14 protein-coding genes are annotated in these 15,671 nt (G+C 62.1%); 7 read left to right on the forward strand and 7 right to left on the reverse strand.

Annotated elements, in window-relative coordinates:
* Positions 1–79: 79 nt before the first annotated feature.
* From DFR34_RS10690 to ybgF, 3 genes are read right to left on the reverse strand one after another with little or no spacing between them, the layout of a single operon-like run.
* The gene (locus DFR34_RS10690; RefSeq protein ID WP_110391142.1) at positions 80–421 is read right to left on the reverse strand and encodes a nucleotidyltransferase family protein; all 342 of its coding nucleotides are present in this window, start codon (positions 419–421) and stop codon (positions 80–82) included.
* On the reverse strand, positions 408–839 hold the full coding sequence (locus tag DFR34_RS10695) for a nucleotidyltransferase substrate binding protein (protein ID WP_110391143.1): 432 nt from the start codon (positions 837–839) through the stop codon (positions 408–410). The genes DFR34_RS10690 and DFR34_RS10695 overlap by 14 nt, the downstream gene beginning before the upstream one ends.
* Positions 839–1,648: a tol-pal system protein YbgF gene (ybgF, locus tag DFR34_RS10700; RefSeq protein WP_110391144.1), complete on the reverse strand. Its 810-nt coding sequence runs from the start codon at positions 1,646–1,648 to the stop codon at positions 839–841. Before ybgF ends, DFR34_RS10695 begins: the two co-directional genes overlap by 1 nt.
* A gap of 421 nt (positions 1,649–2,069) precedes the next feature.
* Here ybgF and DFR34_RS10705 point away from each other — a divergent pair, with 421 nt between their 5' ends.
* The gene (locus DFR34_RS10705) at positions 2,070–3,902 is read left to right on the forward strand and encodes an ABC transporter ATP-binding protein (protein WP_110391145.1); all 1,833 of its coding nucleotides are present in this window, start codon (positions 2,070–2,072) and stop codon (positions 3,900–3,902) included.
* A gap of 79 nt (positions 3,903–3,981) precedes the next feature.
* Here the strand turns inward: DFR34_RS10705 and topA are convergent, their stop codons facing one another.
* From topA to dprA, 3 genes are all read right to left on the reverse strand, one after another.
* The gene (gene topA / locus DFR34_RS10710) at positions 3,982–6,285 is read right to left on the reverse strand and encodes a type I DNA topoisomerase (protein ID WP_110391161.1); all 2,304 of its coding nucleotides are present in this window, start codon (positions 6,283–6,285) and stop codon (positions 3,982–3,984) included.
* Positions 6,286–6,394: 109 nt separating this feature from the next.
* Complete coding sequence (locus DFR34_RS10715) at positions 6,395–6,850, reverse strand: Smg family protein (RefSeq protein ID WP_110391146.1); 456 nt, start codon at positions 6,848–6,850, stop codon at positions 6,395–6,397.
* Between the two features lie 109 nt (positions 6,851–6,959).
* The gene (dprA, locus tag DFR34_RS10720; RefSeq protein ID WP_245906868.1) at positions 6,960–8,057 is read right to left on the reverse strand and encodes a DNA-processing protein DprA; all 1,098 of its coding nucleotides are present in this window, start codon (positions 8,055–8,057) and stop codon (positions 6,960–6,962) included.
* 382 nt (positions 8,058–8,439) lie between these two features.
* Here dprA and DFR34_RS10725 point away from each other — a divergent pair, with 382 nt between their 5' ends.
* A complete protein-coding gene (locus DFR34_RS10725; RefSeq protein ID WP_110391147.1) occupies positions 8,440–8,646 on the forward strand; it encodes a tautomerase family protein in 207 nt (68 codons plus the stop codon).
* Positions 8,647–8,693: 47 nt separating this feature from the next.
* Here the strand turns inward: DFR34_RS10725 and DFR34_RS10730 are convergent, their stop codons facing one another.
* The gene (locus tag DFR34_RS10730) at positions 8,694–9,953 is read right to left on the reverse strand and encodes a glutamate-5-semialdehyde dehydrogenase (RefSeq protein WP_110391148.1); all 1,260 of its coding nucleotides are present in this window, start codon (positions 9,951–9,953) and stop codon (positions 8,694–8,696) included.
* Positions 9,954–10,422: 469 nt separating this feature from the next.
* Here DFR34_RS10730 and DFR34_RS10735 point away from each other — a divergent pair, with 469 nt between their 5' ends.
* The 5 genes from DFR34_RS10735 (at position 10,423) to DFR34_RS10755 (ending at position 15,443) form a co-directional block, all read left to right on the forward strand.
* Positions 10,423–11,184, forward strand: a complete 762-nt coding sequence (locus DFR34_RS10735; RefSeq protein ID WP_110391149.1) for a sulfite exporter TauE/SafE family protein — start codon at positions 10,423–10,425, stop codon at positions 11,182–11,184.
* Between the two features lie 718 nt (positions 11,185–11,902).
* Positions 11,903–13,024, forward strand: coding sequence for a Re/Si-specific NAD(P)(+) transhydrogenase subunit alpha (locus DFR34_RS10740; RefSeq protein ID WP_110391150.1), 1,122 nt, complete (start codon positions 11,903–11,905; stop codon positions 13,022–13,024).
* Positions 13,025–13,051: 27 nt separating this feature from the next.
* A complete protein-coding gene (locus DFR34_RS10745) occupies positions 13,052–13,345 on the forward strand; it encodes a proton-translocating transhydrogenase family protein (RefSeq protein WP_110391151.1) in 294 nt (97 codons plus the stop codon).
* A 10-nt stretch (positions 13,346–13,355) separates the two neighbouring features.
* On the forward strand, positions 13,356–14,726 hold the full coding sequence (locus DFR34_RS10750) for an NAD(P)(+) transhydrogenase (Re/Si-specific) subunit beta (RefSeq protein WP_110391152.1): 1,371 nt from the start codon (positions 13,356–13,358) through the stop codon (positions 14,724–14,726).
* Positions 14,727–14,852: 126 nt separating this feature from the next.
* Entirely contained in the window at positions 14,853–15,443 is a 591-nt protein-coding gene (locus DFR34_RS10755; RefSeq protein ID WP_110391153.1) for a hypothetical protein, read from the forward strand.
* Positions 15,444–15,671: the final 228 nt, after the last annotated feature.

The following is a 15,671-nucleotide window of genomic DNA, read 5'->3' on the forward strand; positions in this document are numbered from 1 at the left end:
CATGGCTGTCGCGGCTTTTTTGGGCCCTACACGCTTTCAGGGCAGGCGTCCTGGACATCGTCAGGCTTGCTCGCCATCCTCACCCCGGTGCAGGCTGGCCTGTTTGCAACACGATATGCGCCGCATCGATATTGCGTCGAAACGATTCCGGCAGTTGCGCCCATTGGTGAATATCCACACTGATGGGCAACAGGCTCTCTTGCAAAGCCAAGGTCAGCGCTGCAGCGCCCGTGACGGGTTGATCCAGCGCGCCAGGCAGGCGCAAGACCAAATCCAGATCGCTGCATTCCTGTGCACCGCCGCTTACCCGGCTGCCATACGCCCACACCTCGGCGTGCGGCGTGTGCTGACACAGCAAATTTAGCACCAGTTGGAGATGGCGCGGCGCCAGATCGAGAGAGGTGAGCTCATGCGCTGGCATCGAACACCTTTTGCAAATGCCCCGCCAGCTGGCGCACGTCTTGCAAATAGTCAGGCAGTAAGGTCAGTGTGTGGTTGGCAAAGTCTTGGCCATAGTCATGGGCGGTGTTATTGCGATTGGCGCGGTAGGCCAGCCAACGCTCAACACCGGATTGGTCCAGCAAACCATGGCGCCCTGCCTGACGCAGCACATCGTTGAACACCAGCGCATCCACGCTGCGCGGGTTGCCGCTATAGGCTTTCAGCGCCTTGCGCAACAATTTGCCGGCCGTTTCCAATGACAACTCAAAGCTTTTGATCGCGGCATTGCGAAACAGGTCGAACATCACGTCATCGGGGTGGCTGTGCTGACGCAAGGCCAGCAAGGCCTGCTCCAGGGTGTTGGCCGTGCGCAGCAGGTGTTCTACGTTAAGCGCCATCACCCCTCCTTCAGCGCCGCCAATTGTTGCTTGGCCTTGCCGGCAGCGTCGCTGCCGGGAAATTGCTTGATCAGCTTGTTCCAGGTGGTGCGGGCAGCATTGGCGTCGCCCAGATCGCGCTGGCAGTTGCCGATATTGCGCATGGCATCCGGCACTTTCGGGTGGTTGGCGTATTTGCTGGTGAAATCCGTGTGCACCGTCACCGCCTGTTTGCACTGGTGATCAGCGGCGTAGGCCATGCCCAGCCAGTATTGCACGTCGCCCAGTTGGCTGGCGCCGGGGTATTTGTCCGGGAAGGTTTTCAGCAGCCAGATGGCTTTGGGAAACTCGCGGTTGCGCAACAGGGTCAATGCCCGGTCGTAGGTTTGCCCGGCTTCGTCGGCTTTGTCGGCCTTGGCGTCGGCGCTTTTGCCGCTGGCTTCGCCGTTATCCGCCGCCGGGGCGGCGGCAGGCGCGGCGGCGCTGGTTTTGCCGGAGGCTTTGCCGCCGCTTTCCAGCTTGCCCAGACGCAGGTCGAGGTCGCTGTAGAGGTCGTTCTGGCGTTTTTGGGTGGTTTGCAGAGTGTAGTTCTGCACATCCAGTTCGCCGCGCAGGCGGGCGACTTCGGCGTTGAGTTGTTCGACCTGGGTGACCATTTCCAGCAGTTTTTCGTTGCTGATTTTGGATTCGATCTGCGCCAGGCGTTGTTGCGAGGCGGTGTCGCGTTCGGCAAGCTGGCGGCGCACATCGTCCACGTCAGAGGAACTGGCGCAGCCGGCCAGGGTGGCGACGGCGGCAAGGCAATACAGGGCGGAGGTCTTGAAGGCCATGGCGGTGAATCTCGGTCGTCGGGGATCAAAGCTGAAGTCTAAAACGATGAGCGGGAAGAATCGAGAGGGATTGTCGGGGAAAAGGGTGTGCGGTGCCGACGCACCGTTTTTCCAAGGCTGATTTTGGGTCAGGCCACCGCCCGCATTCGCCCCTGTTTCTTGGCCTCGCCAAAGAAACAGGGGAAAGCAAGACAAACCGGACGGCAAAGTGGCCTCTTAGCGCCGCTCACAAAACCCAGCGCAGCGGTCCTGGCCAGGCGCACGACCGTAGACAGTACAAGCAGTACGGCAAGGTCGTGCAACCACGCCAGGAGGGTTTTGTGAGCGGCTCTTGCTGGCGTCCCCGCTGCCCGATGCTAGGCATTGTGTGAGCATAGCTCCATATAATCCTGAATCTGAATCATATTGTTGAAGGTGTTACATGTTTTCCTGGTTTGAGCGTCGCATCAATCCCTACCCGGATGGCCCACCGCCGCAGCCGCCGGCGGGGTTTTTTCCGTTTTTGTGGGCGGCCAGTGCGGGGGTGCGCGGCTTGATCGTGGCGATGACGCTGCTGACCGCCACCATCGGAGTGTTCGAGGCCTTGCTGTTTTCCATGCTGGGCTCGGTGGTGGATTGGTTAAGCCAGACGCCGGCCTCGCAGTTGTGGGCGCAGCAAAAGGGGCATTTATTGTTGCTGGCGGGGATTTTGCTGGCCAGCCCTTTGCTGGTGACGGTGCAGTCGCTGTGCAAATTCCAGGGTTTGCAGGGGAATTTCCCCATGCGCCTGCGCTGGAATTTCCACCGCCATCTGCTCGGCCAGAGCATGCGCTTTTATCAGGACGAGTTTGCCGGACGGGTGTCGGCCAAGGTGATGCAAACCGCGCTGGCGGTGCGCGACACCATGATGATTGTCGGTGACATCATGGTGTTCATCACCATTTACTTTGTCACCATGGTGGCGGTGGTGGGCGGGTTTGATCTGGCCTTGATGACGCCGTTTCTGGGCTGGCTGGCCGGTTATGTGCTGGCGCTGAAAATCTTTATCCCCCGGCTCAGCCGCGCCGCCAGCGCGCAGGCGGATGCGCGCAGCCTGATGACCGGGCGGATTACCGATGCTTACACCAATATCGCCACGGTGAAGCTGTTTTCCCAGGGCGAGCGCGAGGCGGGGTTTGCTCGGGCGGCGATGCAGGATTTTATGCGGACGGTGTACCGGCAGATGCGCCTGGCCAGCAGTTTTGAGATCGTCAATCACACGCTGAGCATGCTGCTGATTGCCTGCACCGCTGGCGCGGCCTTGTGGCGCTGGAGCGAGGGCGAGGTGAGCATTGGCGCGGTGGCGGCGGCCACCGCCATGGCCTTGCGGCTGAACGGGATTTCGCATTGGATCATGTGGGAGATGTCCAATCTGTTCGAGCATATCGGCACGGTGCAGGACGGCATCAGCACGCTGTCCACCCCGGTGCGCGTCACCGACCGCGCCGACGCCAGCGCCTTGCAAGTGACGCGCGGCGAAATCCGCTTTGAGCAGGTGAGCTTTAGCTACGGCGGCGACAAAAACGTCATCGACCAGCTCGACCTCACCATCCGCCCCGGCGAAAAAATCGGCCTGGTGGGGCGCAGCGGCGCGGGCAAATCCACGCTGGTGAATTTGCTGCTGCGCTTTGACGACGTCGGCGCCGGGCGGATTTTGATCGACGGCCAGGACATCGCCCGCGTCAGCCAGGACAGCCTGCGCAGCCAGGTGGGCATGGTCACCCAGGATACCTCGCTGCTGCACCGCTCGGTGCGCGACAATTTATGCTACGGCCGCCCCGAGGCCAGCGACGCCGAGATGATCGCCGCCGCCCGCCGCGCCGAGGCGCATGAGTTTATCTTGGGCCTCGGCGACCCGGCGGGCCGGCGCGGCTACGAAGCGCACGTCGGCGAACGCGGGGTGAAGTTATCCGGCGGCCAGCGCCAGCGCATCGCCATTGCCCGGGTGATGCTGAAAAACGCCCCCATCCTGCTGCTGGACGAAGCCACCAGCGCGCTGGATTCCGAGGTGGAAGCCGCCATTCAGGGCAGCCTGTATCAACTGATGGAAGGCAAAACCGTGGTGGCGATTGCCCACCGGCTGTCCACCATTGCCGCCATGGACCGGCTGATCGTGCTGGACCAGGGCCGTATTGTCGAGCAGGGCGACCACGCCAGCCTGCTGGCGCAGGGTGGGCTGTACGCCCGCTTGTGGGCGCACCAGAGCGGCGGGTTTTTGGCGGAAGGGGCGGAGTAAGCGTCGCGCCGGGCTGGGCGTAGGCCCATCAAAAAACCGCGACAGAAATCGTCGCGGTTTTTTGATGGGCGGGAAACACTCAGGCTTCTTCTTTGCCCGGTTTCGGTTCCGGCGGAATCACCACTTCGCTGTAGCCGCATTCTTTTTGCGGGCAGACCTTCTCGGTGCCGCGCCGCTTGGTGGTTTTCAGCGTCAGGATCGGCCAGCCGCATTTCGGGCAGGGTTCGGCCACCGGCGGGTTCCAGGTGGCGTACTTGCACTTGGGGTAGGTGTTGCAGCTGTAGAACAACTTACCGTAGCGGCTCTTGCGTTCGATCAGGTGGCCAGCCTTGCACTCCGGGCATTCCACGCCGGTGTCCTTGGGTTTTTCCAGCGGCTCGATGTGCTTGCACTTGGGGTAGTTGGCGCAGCCAATGAACTTGCCATACGGGCCGTTTTTCACCACCAGCTGGCCGCCGTCTTCCGGGCACACGCGGTCTTCGATCACCACCGGCGCTTCTTGCGGGGCGTTGGGGTCATCGTTGAGGTTGCGGGTGTAGTCGCATTCCGGGTAGCCGGTGCAGCCGATAAAGCGGCCGCGTTTGCCAAAGCGGATGTTCAGCGGCTTGCCACACTTGGGGCAGGCTTCGTCCAGCGCTTCGGTGGTGACTTCGGCGCGGCTGATGCCTTCTTTTTCTTCCAGCTGCTTGTGAAAGCCCTTCCAGAAGCCGTCCAGCACCGGCACCCACTCGCGCTTGCCGGTGGAGATTTCATCGAGCTGGTCTTCCAGCTTGGCGGTGAAGTTGTAATCGACGTACTGCTGAAAATGCTCGGTCAGGAATTTATTGACGATGTCGCCGGTATCGGTGGGGATAAAGCGTTTTTTATCCAGGTTGACGTATTCGCGGTCTTTCAGCGTCTTGATGATCGAGGCGTAAGTCGATGGCCGGCCGATGCCAAATTCTTCCAGCGCCTTCACCAGGCTGGCTTCCGAGAAGCGCGGCGGCGCCTGGGTGAAGTGCTGCTCGCCATACAGTTTGTCTACCGGCAGGGCGTCGCCCACTTCCAGCGGCGGCAGCTTGGCTTCGCCCTCGTCCACCACATCATCTTCGCCTTCCTGGTACACGGCGATAAAGCCGGGGAACACCAGAATCTGGCCGCTGGCGCGGAAGGTGCTCAGCGCGCCGCCGACGGCGATGTCCACGCTGGTGGTGTCGAACTTGGCCGGGGTCATCTGACAGGCCAGGGTGCGCTTCCAGATCATGTCGTACAGCTTGAACTGCTCGGCGGTCAGGAAGGGCTTGAGCGCCTCCGGCGTGCGGTAGATCGAGGTCGGGCGGATGGCTTCGTGTGCTTCCTGGGCGTTTTTGGCCTTGTTCTTGAAGGTGACTGGCGCTTTGGGCAGGTAGTCGGCGTCAAAGTGCTTGTCGATGTAATGACGGATTTCGGTCACCGCCTCGTTGGCCAGCGCCACCGAGTCGGTCCGCATATAGGTGATCAGGCCGATGGTGCCGCCGCTGCCGACGTCCACGCCTTCGTACAGCTGCTGGGCGGCGCGCATGGCGCGGTCGGTGGTCATGCCCAGTTTGCGCACGGCCTCCTGTTGCAGGGTGGAGGTGGTGAACGGCGCGGCCGGGCTGCGTGATTTCTTTTTCTTTTCGACGGCGCTGACTTGCGCCGACTGGCCGTTCAGTGCGGCCAGAATGGCGGCCTGGGCGGCGTCGTCGGGGATGTCGAACTGGTCGAGTTTATTGCCCTGGTAGTGGGTCAGCCGGGCGGAGAATTTGGTGCGGCCTTTGTGGCTGTCCAGGTGGATGGACCAGTATTCCTGCGAGACAAAGGCGCGGATTTCGGCTTCGCGCTCGCAAATCAGCCGCAGCGCCGGGCTTTGCACGCGGCCGGCGGACAGGCCACGGCGGATTTTTTTCCACAGCAGCGGCGACAGATTAAAACCCACCAGATAATCCAGCGCGCGGCGCGCCTGCTGGGCGTTGACCAGCTCTTGCGAGATGTCGCGCGGGTGGGCCACGGCGTCCAGCACGGCTTGCTTGGTGATTTCGTGAAACACCACGCGCTGGGCGGTTTTGTCTTTCAGCAGCTTTTTGTTTTTCAGGATTTCCAGCAAATGCCAGGAAATCGCTTCACCTTCGCGGTCCGGGTCAGTTGCCAGATAGATGTGCTGGGCCTCGCGCACGGCGGCGGCGATGGCGTCCACGTGTTTGCTGTTCTTGGCGATGATCTGGTATTTCATCGCAAAGTTTTTGTCCGGATCCACGGCGCCGTTTTTCGGCACCAGGTCGCGGATGTGGCCATAGGAAGCGAGAATTTCAAAATCGCTGCCCAGGTATTTTTTCAGGGTCTTCGCCTTGGACGGCGATTCGACGATCAATAGATTGGCAGGCATGGCAGATCCGTAGGCAATCGCAGGCCGCGCCATCAGGCCGGCGGCCATTCCTTTGAATAGAGATAACAAGGCCGCGTCTGACGCGGCCGCGATGCCAGTCCCAACCCGGCTATTGCAGGGTGGAAGACCAGCCGATGGCGCGCAGCAGCTCTTCGGCCATCAGGATATCCGGGGTAATGCATTGTCGCCACAGCACCATCAACACCACCAGGCGTGCCACATCCGAGTCCACTTCGCTGGGGGGCAATTCCAGCAGACGTTCGATCACCAGCTCGCGCTGGCTCATGTCCAGCACCTGATTGGCGTCGAGAAACTGCAAAAAGCCTCGGGTTTCCAGCGACAGGCGGTCCATTTCTTCGTCGTTGAACACCCGCATTCCGCCCGCCGGCTGCGCCAGCGGCTCGGGCGCGGCGGCGCTGTCCAGCAAATCCAGCCAGCTGAGCGCGTCTTCGATATCTTCATCCTCGAAGCCGGCGGCAAACAGGCGGCGCGCCAGTTGCTCGGCGTCCGGACAGGCGCTGAAGTCCGGATACTCCTGAACAAGATAGGCGAAAACATCGAACATTGAAAAACCTTACCGTGTGGTTCTGGGCGGCGCGCCGGGCTTGGCGCGTGCTTTATATACGTTACCACGGCTGTCAAGACGCGGATATGTGCGGATGGAAGCCTGGTGCTCAGGCCGTGCGTTGATAGCGGCCGCCGGGCAGGGTTTCCAGCCGACCGGCCATTTCAAGGCGCAAAAGCATGGCCGAGAGCACATCGGCCGTCAAGCCCGCTCGCTGACACAAGATGTCAGCATCCACCGGGTCAAAGCCCATCGCCTCCAGCAAACGGCTTTCTGCCTCGTCGGCCGGCGGGCTGGCCGGGGTCGGTGAAGGGGATTGGACGGGGGTGGCGGGCAGGCGCAGTTCTTGCAAAATATCATCCAGACAGTCCACCAGTTTGGCGCCATCGCGGATCAAACGGTGGCAGCCCTTGGCCTGCGGCGAATGAATCGACCCCGGCACGGCAAACACATCGCGGCCATATTCCGCCGCCAGCCGGCCGGTAATCAGCGAGCCACTTTTCAGGCTGGCTTCCACCACCAGACACCCCTGACTGAGCCCGGCTATCAGGCGATTGCGGCGCGGAAAATGCTGCGCCAGCGGCGGCGCACCCAGCGGAAATTCCGACAGGATCAGGCCGGTTTGCGCCAACTGACGCGCCAGCGCCTGATTGCGCGCCGGGTAAATCCGGTCAATGCCGGTGCCGATCACCGCCACGCTGGATGCCGCCGTGCGCAAGGCGCCGGTGTGGGCGGCGGCGTCGATGCCGGCGGCCATGCCGCTGACAATGGTCAGCCCGGCCTGCGCCAGCGCCTCGGCCCAGCTTTCTGCGGTTTGCGCCCCCTGCACGCTGGCATGGCGGCTGCCCACCACGGCCAGCATCGGCCGTTGCAATAATTCGCGCCGCCCCAGCAAAAACAACAGCGGCGGCGGACATGGGGTGTTCAATAAACCCGAGGGGTAATCACTGTCGTCCAGCCGCAACACTTGCCGCCATGGCCCGGCCGCCAGCCAGTCGTGCACCGCCTGCCGGTCGGGCTGGGTGGCGTCGGTATCCATCAGGGCACGCGCCAGCGCCGGGCCGAGGATTTCCGCCAGATCATCCTGCCGCGCCGCCAGCACCGCCTCGGGCTCGCCCCAGCGTTGCATCAAGGCCAGCCAGCGCGCCGGCCCCAGTCCATCGGTCAGCAGGCAGTGCAGCCAGGCATCCAGTCCTTGCAGCTTCATGCGTTTACCTCATTGGCTCCAGCCAGTTGTACCGTCCATTGCTCCAGCCTCAGCACAAGCGTGGCCTGACGCACTTGCACGGCCACGATCTTGCCGTTTCAGCCGACCATGCAAGGCCACCATGGCGGCCGTGGGTATTGGCAGCCAGATGCGTGCCAGCCCGGTCATGCTGGCACAGACAGTAAGGGATACCGCCACGGCAAGCCGGCTGGGCGAACGGCGTTTGAGTCATGGGCGCAAGGTATAACCGAACCCAGGCGACAAGGCCATTCGTAGAGTTACCTGAAATGAATGCAGTCAATCTACGCGCTGGCAACAGCTTGCCGACGACACGGCTTGCTGCCAGGATGTGGCCGTCGTTCCACCCATCCACGAGCCCAGCATGCCCTACGTCAATGTGCAGATCACCCAAGGCGCCAGCCGCGAGCAAAAAGCGGCGCTGGTGCACGACATCACCGCCTCGCTGGTGCGAGTGCTGGGCAAGCGCCCCGAGCATGTGCATATTGTGCTGCAGGAAATTGCGGAAGAAGACTGGGGGTACGCTGGCTTGCTGACCGACGACTGGAAGCGGCAGCAAGGCCAGACGTAACCATGACATTGGGGGCAACCTGGCCAGACACCGGGCTGCCATCGGACTCAGCCCCGCACGTGTCCATCCCCCAGCACCACCCATTTCTGGCTGGTCAGCCCATGCAGGCCCACCGGGCCACGGGCGTGGATTTTGTCGGTGGAAATGCCGATTTCGGCGCCCAGACCGTATTCAAAGCCATCAGCAAAGCGGGTGCTGGCGTTGACCATCACGCTGGACGAATCCACCTCGCGCAAGAATCGGCGGGCAGTGGTGTAGTTTTCGGTGACGATGGCGTCGGTGTGGTGGCTGCCGTAGTGGTTGATGTGCTCAATGGCCTCGTCCAGGCTGTCCACCACTTTCAGCGCCACAATCGGCGCGGCGTATTCGGTAAACCAATCGTCTTCGCTGGCCGGTTTGACCTGGGCGCCGATGATCTCTTGCGCGCGCGGGCAGCCGCGCAGCTCCACGCCCTTGCTCAGGTAGATGGCGGCGATCACCGGCAGGAACTCGGCCGCCACGGTGTGGTGAGTCAGCAGGGTTTCCATGGTGTTGCAGGTGCCGTAGCGCTGGGTTTTGGCGTTGTCGGCAATGCGCCCGGCCTTCACCAAGTCGGCGTCCACATCCACATACACATGACAGTTGCCGTCCAGGTGCTTGATCACCGGCACGCGCGCCTCGGCCGACACGCGGGCAATCAGGCCCTTGCCGCCACGCGGCACAATCACATCGACAAACTCGGTCATGGTCACCAGCGCGCCGACGGTGGCGCGGTCAGTGGTGTTGATCACCTGTACAGCGCCTTCCGGCAGGCCGGCCTCGCGCAGGCCTTCGTGCACGCAGGCGGCGATGGCCTGATTGCTGCGGATGGCTTCCGAGCCGCCGCGCAAAATGCAGGCGTTGCCGGATTTCAGGCACAGGCCGGCGGCGTCGGCGGTCACATTGGGGCGGGCTTCGTAAATGATGCCGATCACGCCCAGCGGCACGCGCATCTTGCCCAGCTGGATGCCGGACGGGCGGTAGGCAAACTCGCCCATTTCGCCCACCGGGTCGGGCAGGGCGGCAATCTGGCGCAGGCCTTCGGCCATTTGCGCCACGCCCGCCGCCGACAGCGTCAGCCGGTCGAGCATGGCCGGCTCCAGCCCGGCGTCGCGGGCGGCGGCCAGATCAGCCTGATTGGCGGTCACCAGTGCATCACTGTCGCGTTGCAGCGCGTCGGCAATCGCCAACAAGGCGCGGTTTTTTTGCGCGGTGTCGGTGCGGGCAAGTTGGCGGCTGGCGGCGCGGGCGGCGCGGCCGAGGTCGAGCATATACGCTTGAATGTCCATGTCGTGTCTTCCGTGACGCCCGCGAGCGCGGGCGGCGTCGGGGCGGGTTAAGCGCCGCTCACAAAACCCGCCTGGCGGAGTGGCGCGACCTTGCCGTACTGATTGTACTGTCTGCGGTCGTGCGCCTAGCCAGGATGACTACGCTAAGTTTGGTGAGCGGCGCTGAAGTGGGGGAGCGGCGTTTATCATGGCAATTTATCGATAACTTGTCGATAAATTACTGCCATTGGGCTGCCGCGCAGGCAGCGTCTGGCGCACGCAACTTTAGTATGCCCCGCTGCGCGGCGTCTGACGATTGCGCCATATGACAACTTTGCCCAAATGCCCGTCCAGCAAGCTTTTGCGCCAGCACTTAGCCGGTTTTGCCGGCACATACCCACAAATTATGACAATATAGTTGCTTTTTGGGTGTTTCACCGTCAGCAACAGCTATGTTAGGCTGCGTTTTTAATGCAGTCGTGTGATGTCAATGAGTGAGTCTTTGCCGTTTCTGGGCCTGATGGCGTTCATGGCCGGTTTGATTGATGCGGCAGTGGGTGGCGGCGGTTTGATCCAGATTCCTGCGCTGTTCAACGCCCTGCCCCATGTGGCGCCGGCCACGCTGTTTGGCACCAATAAGGTGGCGGCGGTGTCCGGTACGCTGTTTGCCGCGCGCAGTTATGTGCGCCAGGTGCGCCTGCCGTGGAAGCTGGTGTTGCCAGCGGCGCTGGCGGCCTTTGCGTTTTCTTTTGTTGGCGCCAGTGTGGTGAGCTGGATCCCCAAGTCGGTGATGCGCCCCTTGGTGCTGGTCTTGTTGCTGCTGATGGCGGTGTACACGCTGTGGAAAAAAGACTTTGGCGCGCTGCATGCGCCTGTCAGCATCGGCCGGCGCGAGCGGGTGCTGGCCACCGCGCTGGGCGGGGCGATTGGTTTTTACGATGGCGTGTTTGGCCCCGGCACCGGCAGCTTTTTGATTTTTTTGTTTATTCGCTGTTTTGCCTTTGATTTTTTGCATGCGTCGGCGGCGGCCAAGTTTGTCAACATCGCCACCAATATCGCCGCGCTGAGCTACTTTTTGCCGCAGGATCAGGTGTTGTGGCATTACGCCCTGCCGATGGCGGCCTGCAATGTGCTGGGGGCGATCAGCGGCAGCTGGCTGGCGCTGCGCGGCGGCAGCCAGGTGGTGCGTGTGCTGTTTCTGGTGTTGCTGACGGTGCTGATTGGGCGGTTTGCCTGGGAAGTGCTGGGGTAAAAGGTGCGCTTTACGGGGCAGGTAAAGCGGCTAAGCGCCACCATGGATGCGCTGTAGACAAGTTGGGACCTTGCTCAACCGACTAGTAGCCAGTCACCATGATTTGAACCGACTGGCTGGCGCTTAGACCGCAGTACGCTGTGGACACGCCTGGATTCCCGCCTGCGCGGGAATGACTCGGTGTGATGCGACGTGGGGTTCTTCGTGGCACACAAGCCCTTGTGTTTCAACGTGACTGGCTACTAGATGCCCAGCGGTTGATTTGTGCGCTGCAAAATGTCTCGTTCCGCCTTGCGGGCGGGACATTTTGTCCTGCCACGGCAAGCGTTACACAAATGTATCGAATTGTATCTGTGTATTCATGGAGATAGCGCTTTTGGCCATTTGGTCTGACCAAACAGGGTGAAATGCACAAAATTATTGCAACGCATCAAGGTGTTGGTTTATAACGTCGCATATACGTAAAAATACTTCACAAAAAGGACGTTTCATGGTTTAAATAGCCATACAAATTAAACGTGCGTTTGAAATGCGCCGTGAGTCGACAGGTTGCTGCTGCCCGCCGATTGACGACGCCTTTCCGACCCGTCACGCCAGAGCTTCTGACGAGCGCGGCCGGCCCCTCATCACGGGCAAGGGTTTACCCCTTACGCCTTCGTCACCTCACGCCTGGCATGACATTGTCAAACCATTTGTCAACTCCGTGAGGTCTATTCACATGCAAATTGCCATTCCCGCCGAACTGGCGGCCGGTGAAACCCGGGTGGCGGCGACACCGGACACGGTGAAGAAATACGTCGCCCTCGGTCACGCCGTCGCCGTGCAATCGGGCGCTGGCCGCGCTTCCGCCGTGCTGGACGACGCCTATATCGCCGCTGGCGCCACCGTGGTGGGCGACCGCGCCGCGCTGCTGGCCGCTGCCGACATCGTGCTGACTGTGCGCGCGCTGCCTGCCGAGGATATTCCCTCGCTGAAAGCCGGTGCCGTGCTGATCGGCATGCTCGATCCGCACCGCAACAACACGCTGGCCGAGCTGGCCAGCCGCCAGATCAGCGCCTTCACCATGGAGCTGCTGCCGCGCACCACCCGCGCGCAGAGCATGGACGTGCTGTCCAGCCAGAACAACATCGCCGGCTACCGCGCCGTGCTGCTGGCCACCCAGTTCTACCCGCGCTTCATGCCGATGCTGATGACCGCCGCCGGCACGGTGAAAGCCGCCAAGGTGCTGGTGCTGGGTGCTGGCGTGGCCGGTTTGCAGGCTATCGCCACCGCCAAGCGCCTGGGCGCCGTGGTTGAGGCGTTTGACGTGCGTCCGGCCACCAAGGAGCAAGTCGAGTCGCTGGGCGGCAAGTTTGTTGAAGTGCCGATGACCGACGAAGAGAAAAAAGCCAACGATGGCGTCTACGCCAAAGAAATGTCCGACGACTACAAGCGTCGTCAGGGCGAGTTGGTGGCCAAGCACGCCAAGGCGGCTGACATCGTCATCACCACGGCGCTGATTCCGGGCAAACAAGCCCCGATCCTGCTGGAAGCCGATGTGGTGGCCGGCATGAAGCCGGGCGCGGTGATTGTGGATATCGCGGCGGAGTCGGGCGGCAACTGTCCGCTGACCCGCCCCGGTGCGGCCTTCACCACTGACGGCGGCGTCACCGTGGTGGGCTTCACCAATCTGCCGGGCATGGTGGCGGCGGACGCCTCCAGCCTGTACGCCAAGAACCTGCTGACCTTCCTCAGCCTGATGCTGACCAAGGAAGGCTTCTCGCTGAACCTGGAAGACGACCTGCTGGCCGCCACTCTGATCACCCATCAGGGCGCGCTGCGCTTTGGCCAGGCCGCCTGAGTCACCGGCAAAAGGAAACCAATCATCATGACTGATCCATTCATCATCAGCCTGACCATCTTTGTGCTGGCGGTCTTCGTCGGTTACCACGTGGTCTGGAATGTCACCCCGGCCCTGCACACCCCGCTGATGGCGGTGACCAATGCCATTTCCGGCATCATCATCGTCGGCGCCATGCTGCAAGTGGTGGACATCAACGGCCAGACGCTGACCGTCACCTCGGTGCTGGGCGCCGTGGGCATCTTCCTGGCCAGCATCAACATCTTCGGCGGCTTCCTGGTCACCCAGCGCATGCTCGACATGTTCAAGAAGAAGAAATAAGGAGCCCGCCATGCAAAATATTTCTGCTGTGCTGTACCTGGTGTCGGCGGTGCTGTTCATCCTGTCGCTCAAGGGCCTGTCCTCGCCGGCCAGCTCGCGCAAGGGCAATACCTACGGCATGATCGGCATGCTGATCGCCGTGGCCACCACCTTCATGGTGATGGAAAAACCCGTGCTGTTGCTGATTGTCGGCGCGATTGCCGCCGGCGCCGCGATTGGCGCGTTCAAAGCCAAAACCGTGGAAATGACCAGCATGCCCGAGCTGGTGGCCGCCATGCACTCGCTGGTGGGCCTGTCGGCTGTGCTGATTGCCGTGGCTGCTATCTTCCATAGCGGCATGGAACACACCCCGGTGCAAAAGGTCGAGCTGTTCATCGGCGCCTTCATCGGCGCCATCACTTTCACCGCCTCGGTGATTGCCTACGGCAAATTGTCCGGCAAGTTCGGCGCCAAGGCCGTGAACTTCAACGGCCAGCATTTGCTGAACCTGGTCATGGCGCTGGCCATGGTGGGTTTTGGCGGGGTGTATTTCTTCACCGACAGCCACGCCGCCTTCCTGATCATGGTGGCCATCGCCCTGGTGCTGGGCGTGACGCTGATCATCCCGATTGGCGGCGCCGACATGCCGGTGGTGGTGTCGATGCTGAACTCCTACTCGGGCTGGGCGGCTGCCGGCATCGGCTTTACCCTGAACAACCCGGTGCTGATCATTGCCGGCGCGTGCGTGGGTTCTTCTGGCGCGATTCTGTCTTACATCATGTGTAAAGCCATGAACCGCTCCATCCTCAGCGTGCTGCTGGGCGGCTTTGGCGCCGAAGTGGCGGCGGGCGGCGGCGGCGACAGCGGTCCGAAGAACTACAAATCCGGTTCGGCCGAAGACGCCGCCTTCCTGATGGCCAACGCCGACAGCGTGGTGATCGTGCCGGGTTACGGTCTGGCCGTGTCGCGCGCCCAGCATGCGCTGCAAGAGTTTGCCGAGCTGCTGCACGAAAAAGGCGTGAACGTGCGCTACGCCATCCACCCGGTGGCGGGCCGCATGCCGGGCCATATGAACGTGCTGCTGGCCGAAGCCGAAGTGCCGTATGACCAAGTGCTGGAAATGGAAGAAATCAACTCGGACTTCTCCAACACCGACGTGGTGCTGGTGATCGGCGCCAACGACGTGGTCAACCCGGCCGCGCTGAAAGATAAAAGCAGCCCGATTTACGGCATGCCGATTCTGGAAGCACACAAGGCGCGCACCATTATCGTGGTCAAGCGTTCGATGAGCGTGGGCTACGCCGGCCTGGACAACGAGCTGTTCTATATGGATAAAACCATGATGGTGTTTGGCGACGCCAAGAAAGTGGTGGAAGACCTGGTCAAGGGCGTGGTGCACTGATTTTTGCCCCGCCTCACCCGGCATCCTGCCCCGCCCGGCCCTGGCCCGGCGGGGTTTTTCATGCCCAAGGCCTGCGCGATGGGTGAAATTTTGTTACTATTTCAACACGTTCCCCCAGTATTCGCCATGCCCAACCAAGACCCTATCTCCAAACAGCTGCCCCTGAAATTCGCCAACGGGCAAACCATCCGCCGCTTTGCCAAGCACTGCCCCGCCTGCAAGCACATTGTGGACAGCCAGCATATGCACGGCGTCGCCCAACTGGTGCAAGACCGCGTGGTGATTGTCGCCCAGGCGCGCTGCCCGGCCTGCGGCCACGGCTTTTCTGTCACCTGCGTGGTCACCGACGACAAACAAGTGCATCGGGTGTGGGTGCCTGGCTGGGCGCTGCGCTGGTGGCTGTCGCGTCAGCGTGACGACGACGCGCCGCTGCGCGACCGCGACAGTCGCGAATGGGAATACGAAGACACCCCGGACGTGCCCACCCCGCTGCGCAACCCCACCCCCAGCCTGAGCGCCGCCGACGTCACCGTCGCCAGCGAGGCGCTGGGCCAGTTTCAGGGCGAGCCCATCCCGGCCTGGATCGAAAACCAGGGCCAGCGCTATGTGTTCCAGCGCGCCAGCCAGGACGGCCCGCGCACCAAGCTGGGCCGCGACGAAGTGCTGTACGAAGGCCGGTTGGTGTATGTGCGGGATGGGGTGCATGTGGAGGTGTAAACCGGGCGTTGCCACGGTAGCGGCTCGCGCCGCCAAACCTTGACGGCGCATACCCCGTCGCCTAGAATCCATTTCAACACGGCCCCTCTCGGCAACCCCGCTTCGGCGGGAAAGCTGCTGAGGGGTTTTTTATGGGTATCCGGAATGCAGTGTGGAAAGCATCAGGGACCGCGAAGGCCCCTGATGTTGAAACTTAGGCAAAGTCGCCCGCTTCTAGTTTTCTCACCA

Source organism: Rivihabitans pingtungensis (genome assembly GCF_003201855.1).
In the GTDB taxonomy this organism is placed as follows: Bacteria; Pseudomonadota; Gammaproteobacteria; order Burkholderiales; family Aquaspirillaceae; genus Rivihabitans; species Rivihabitans pingtungensis.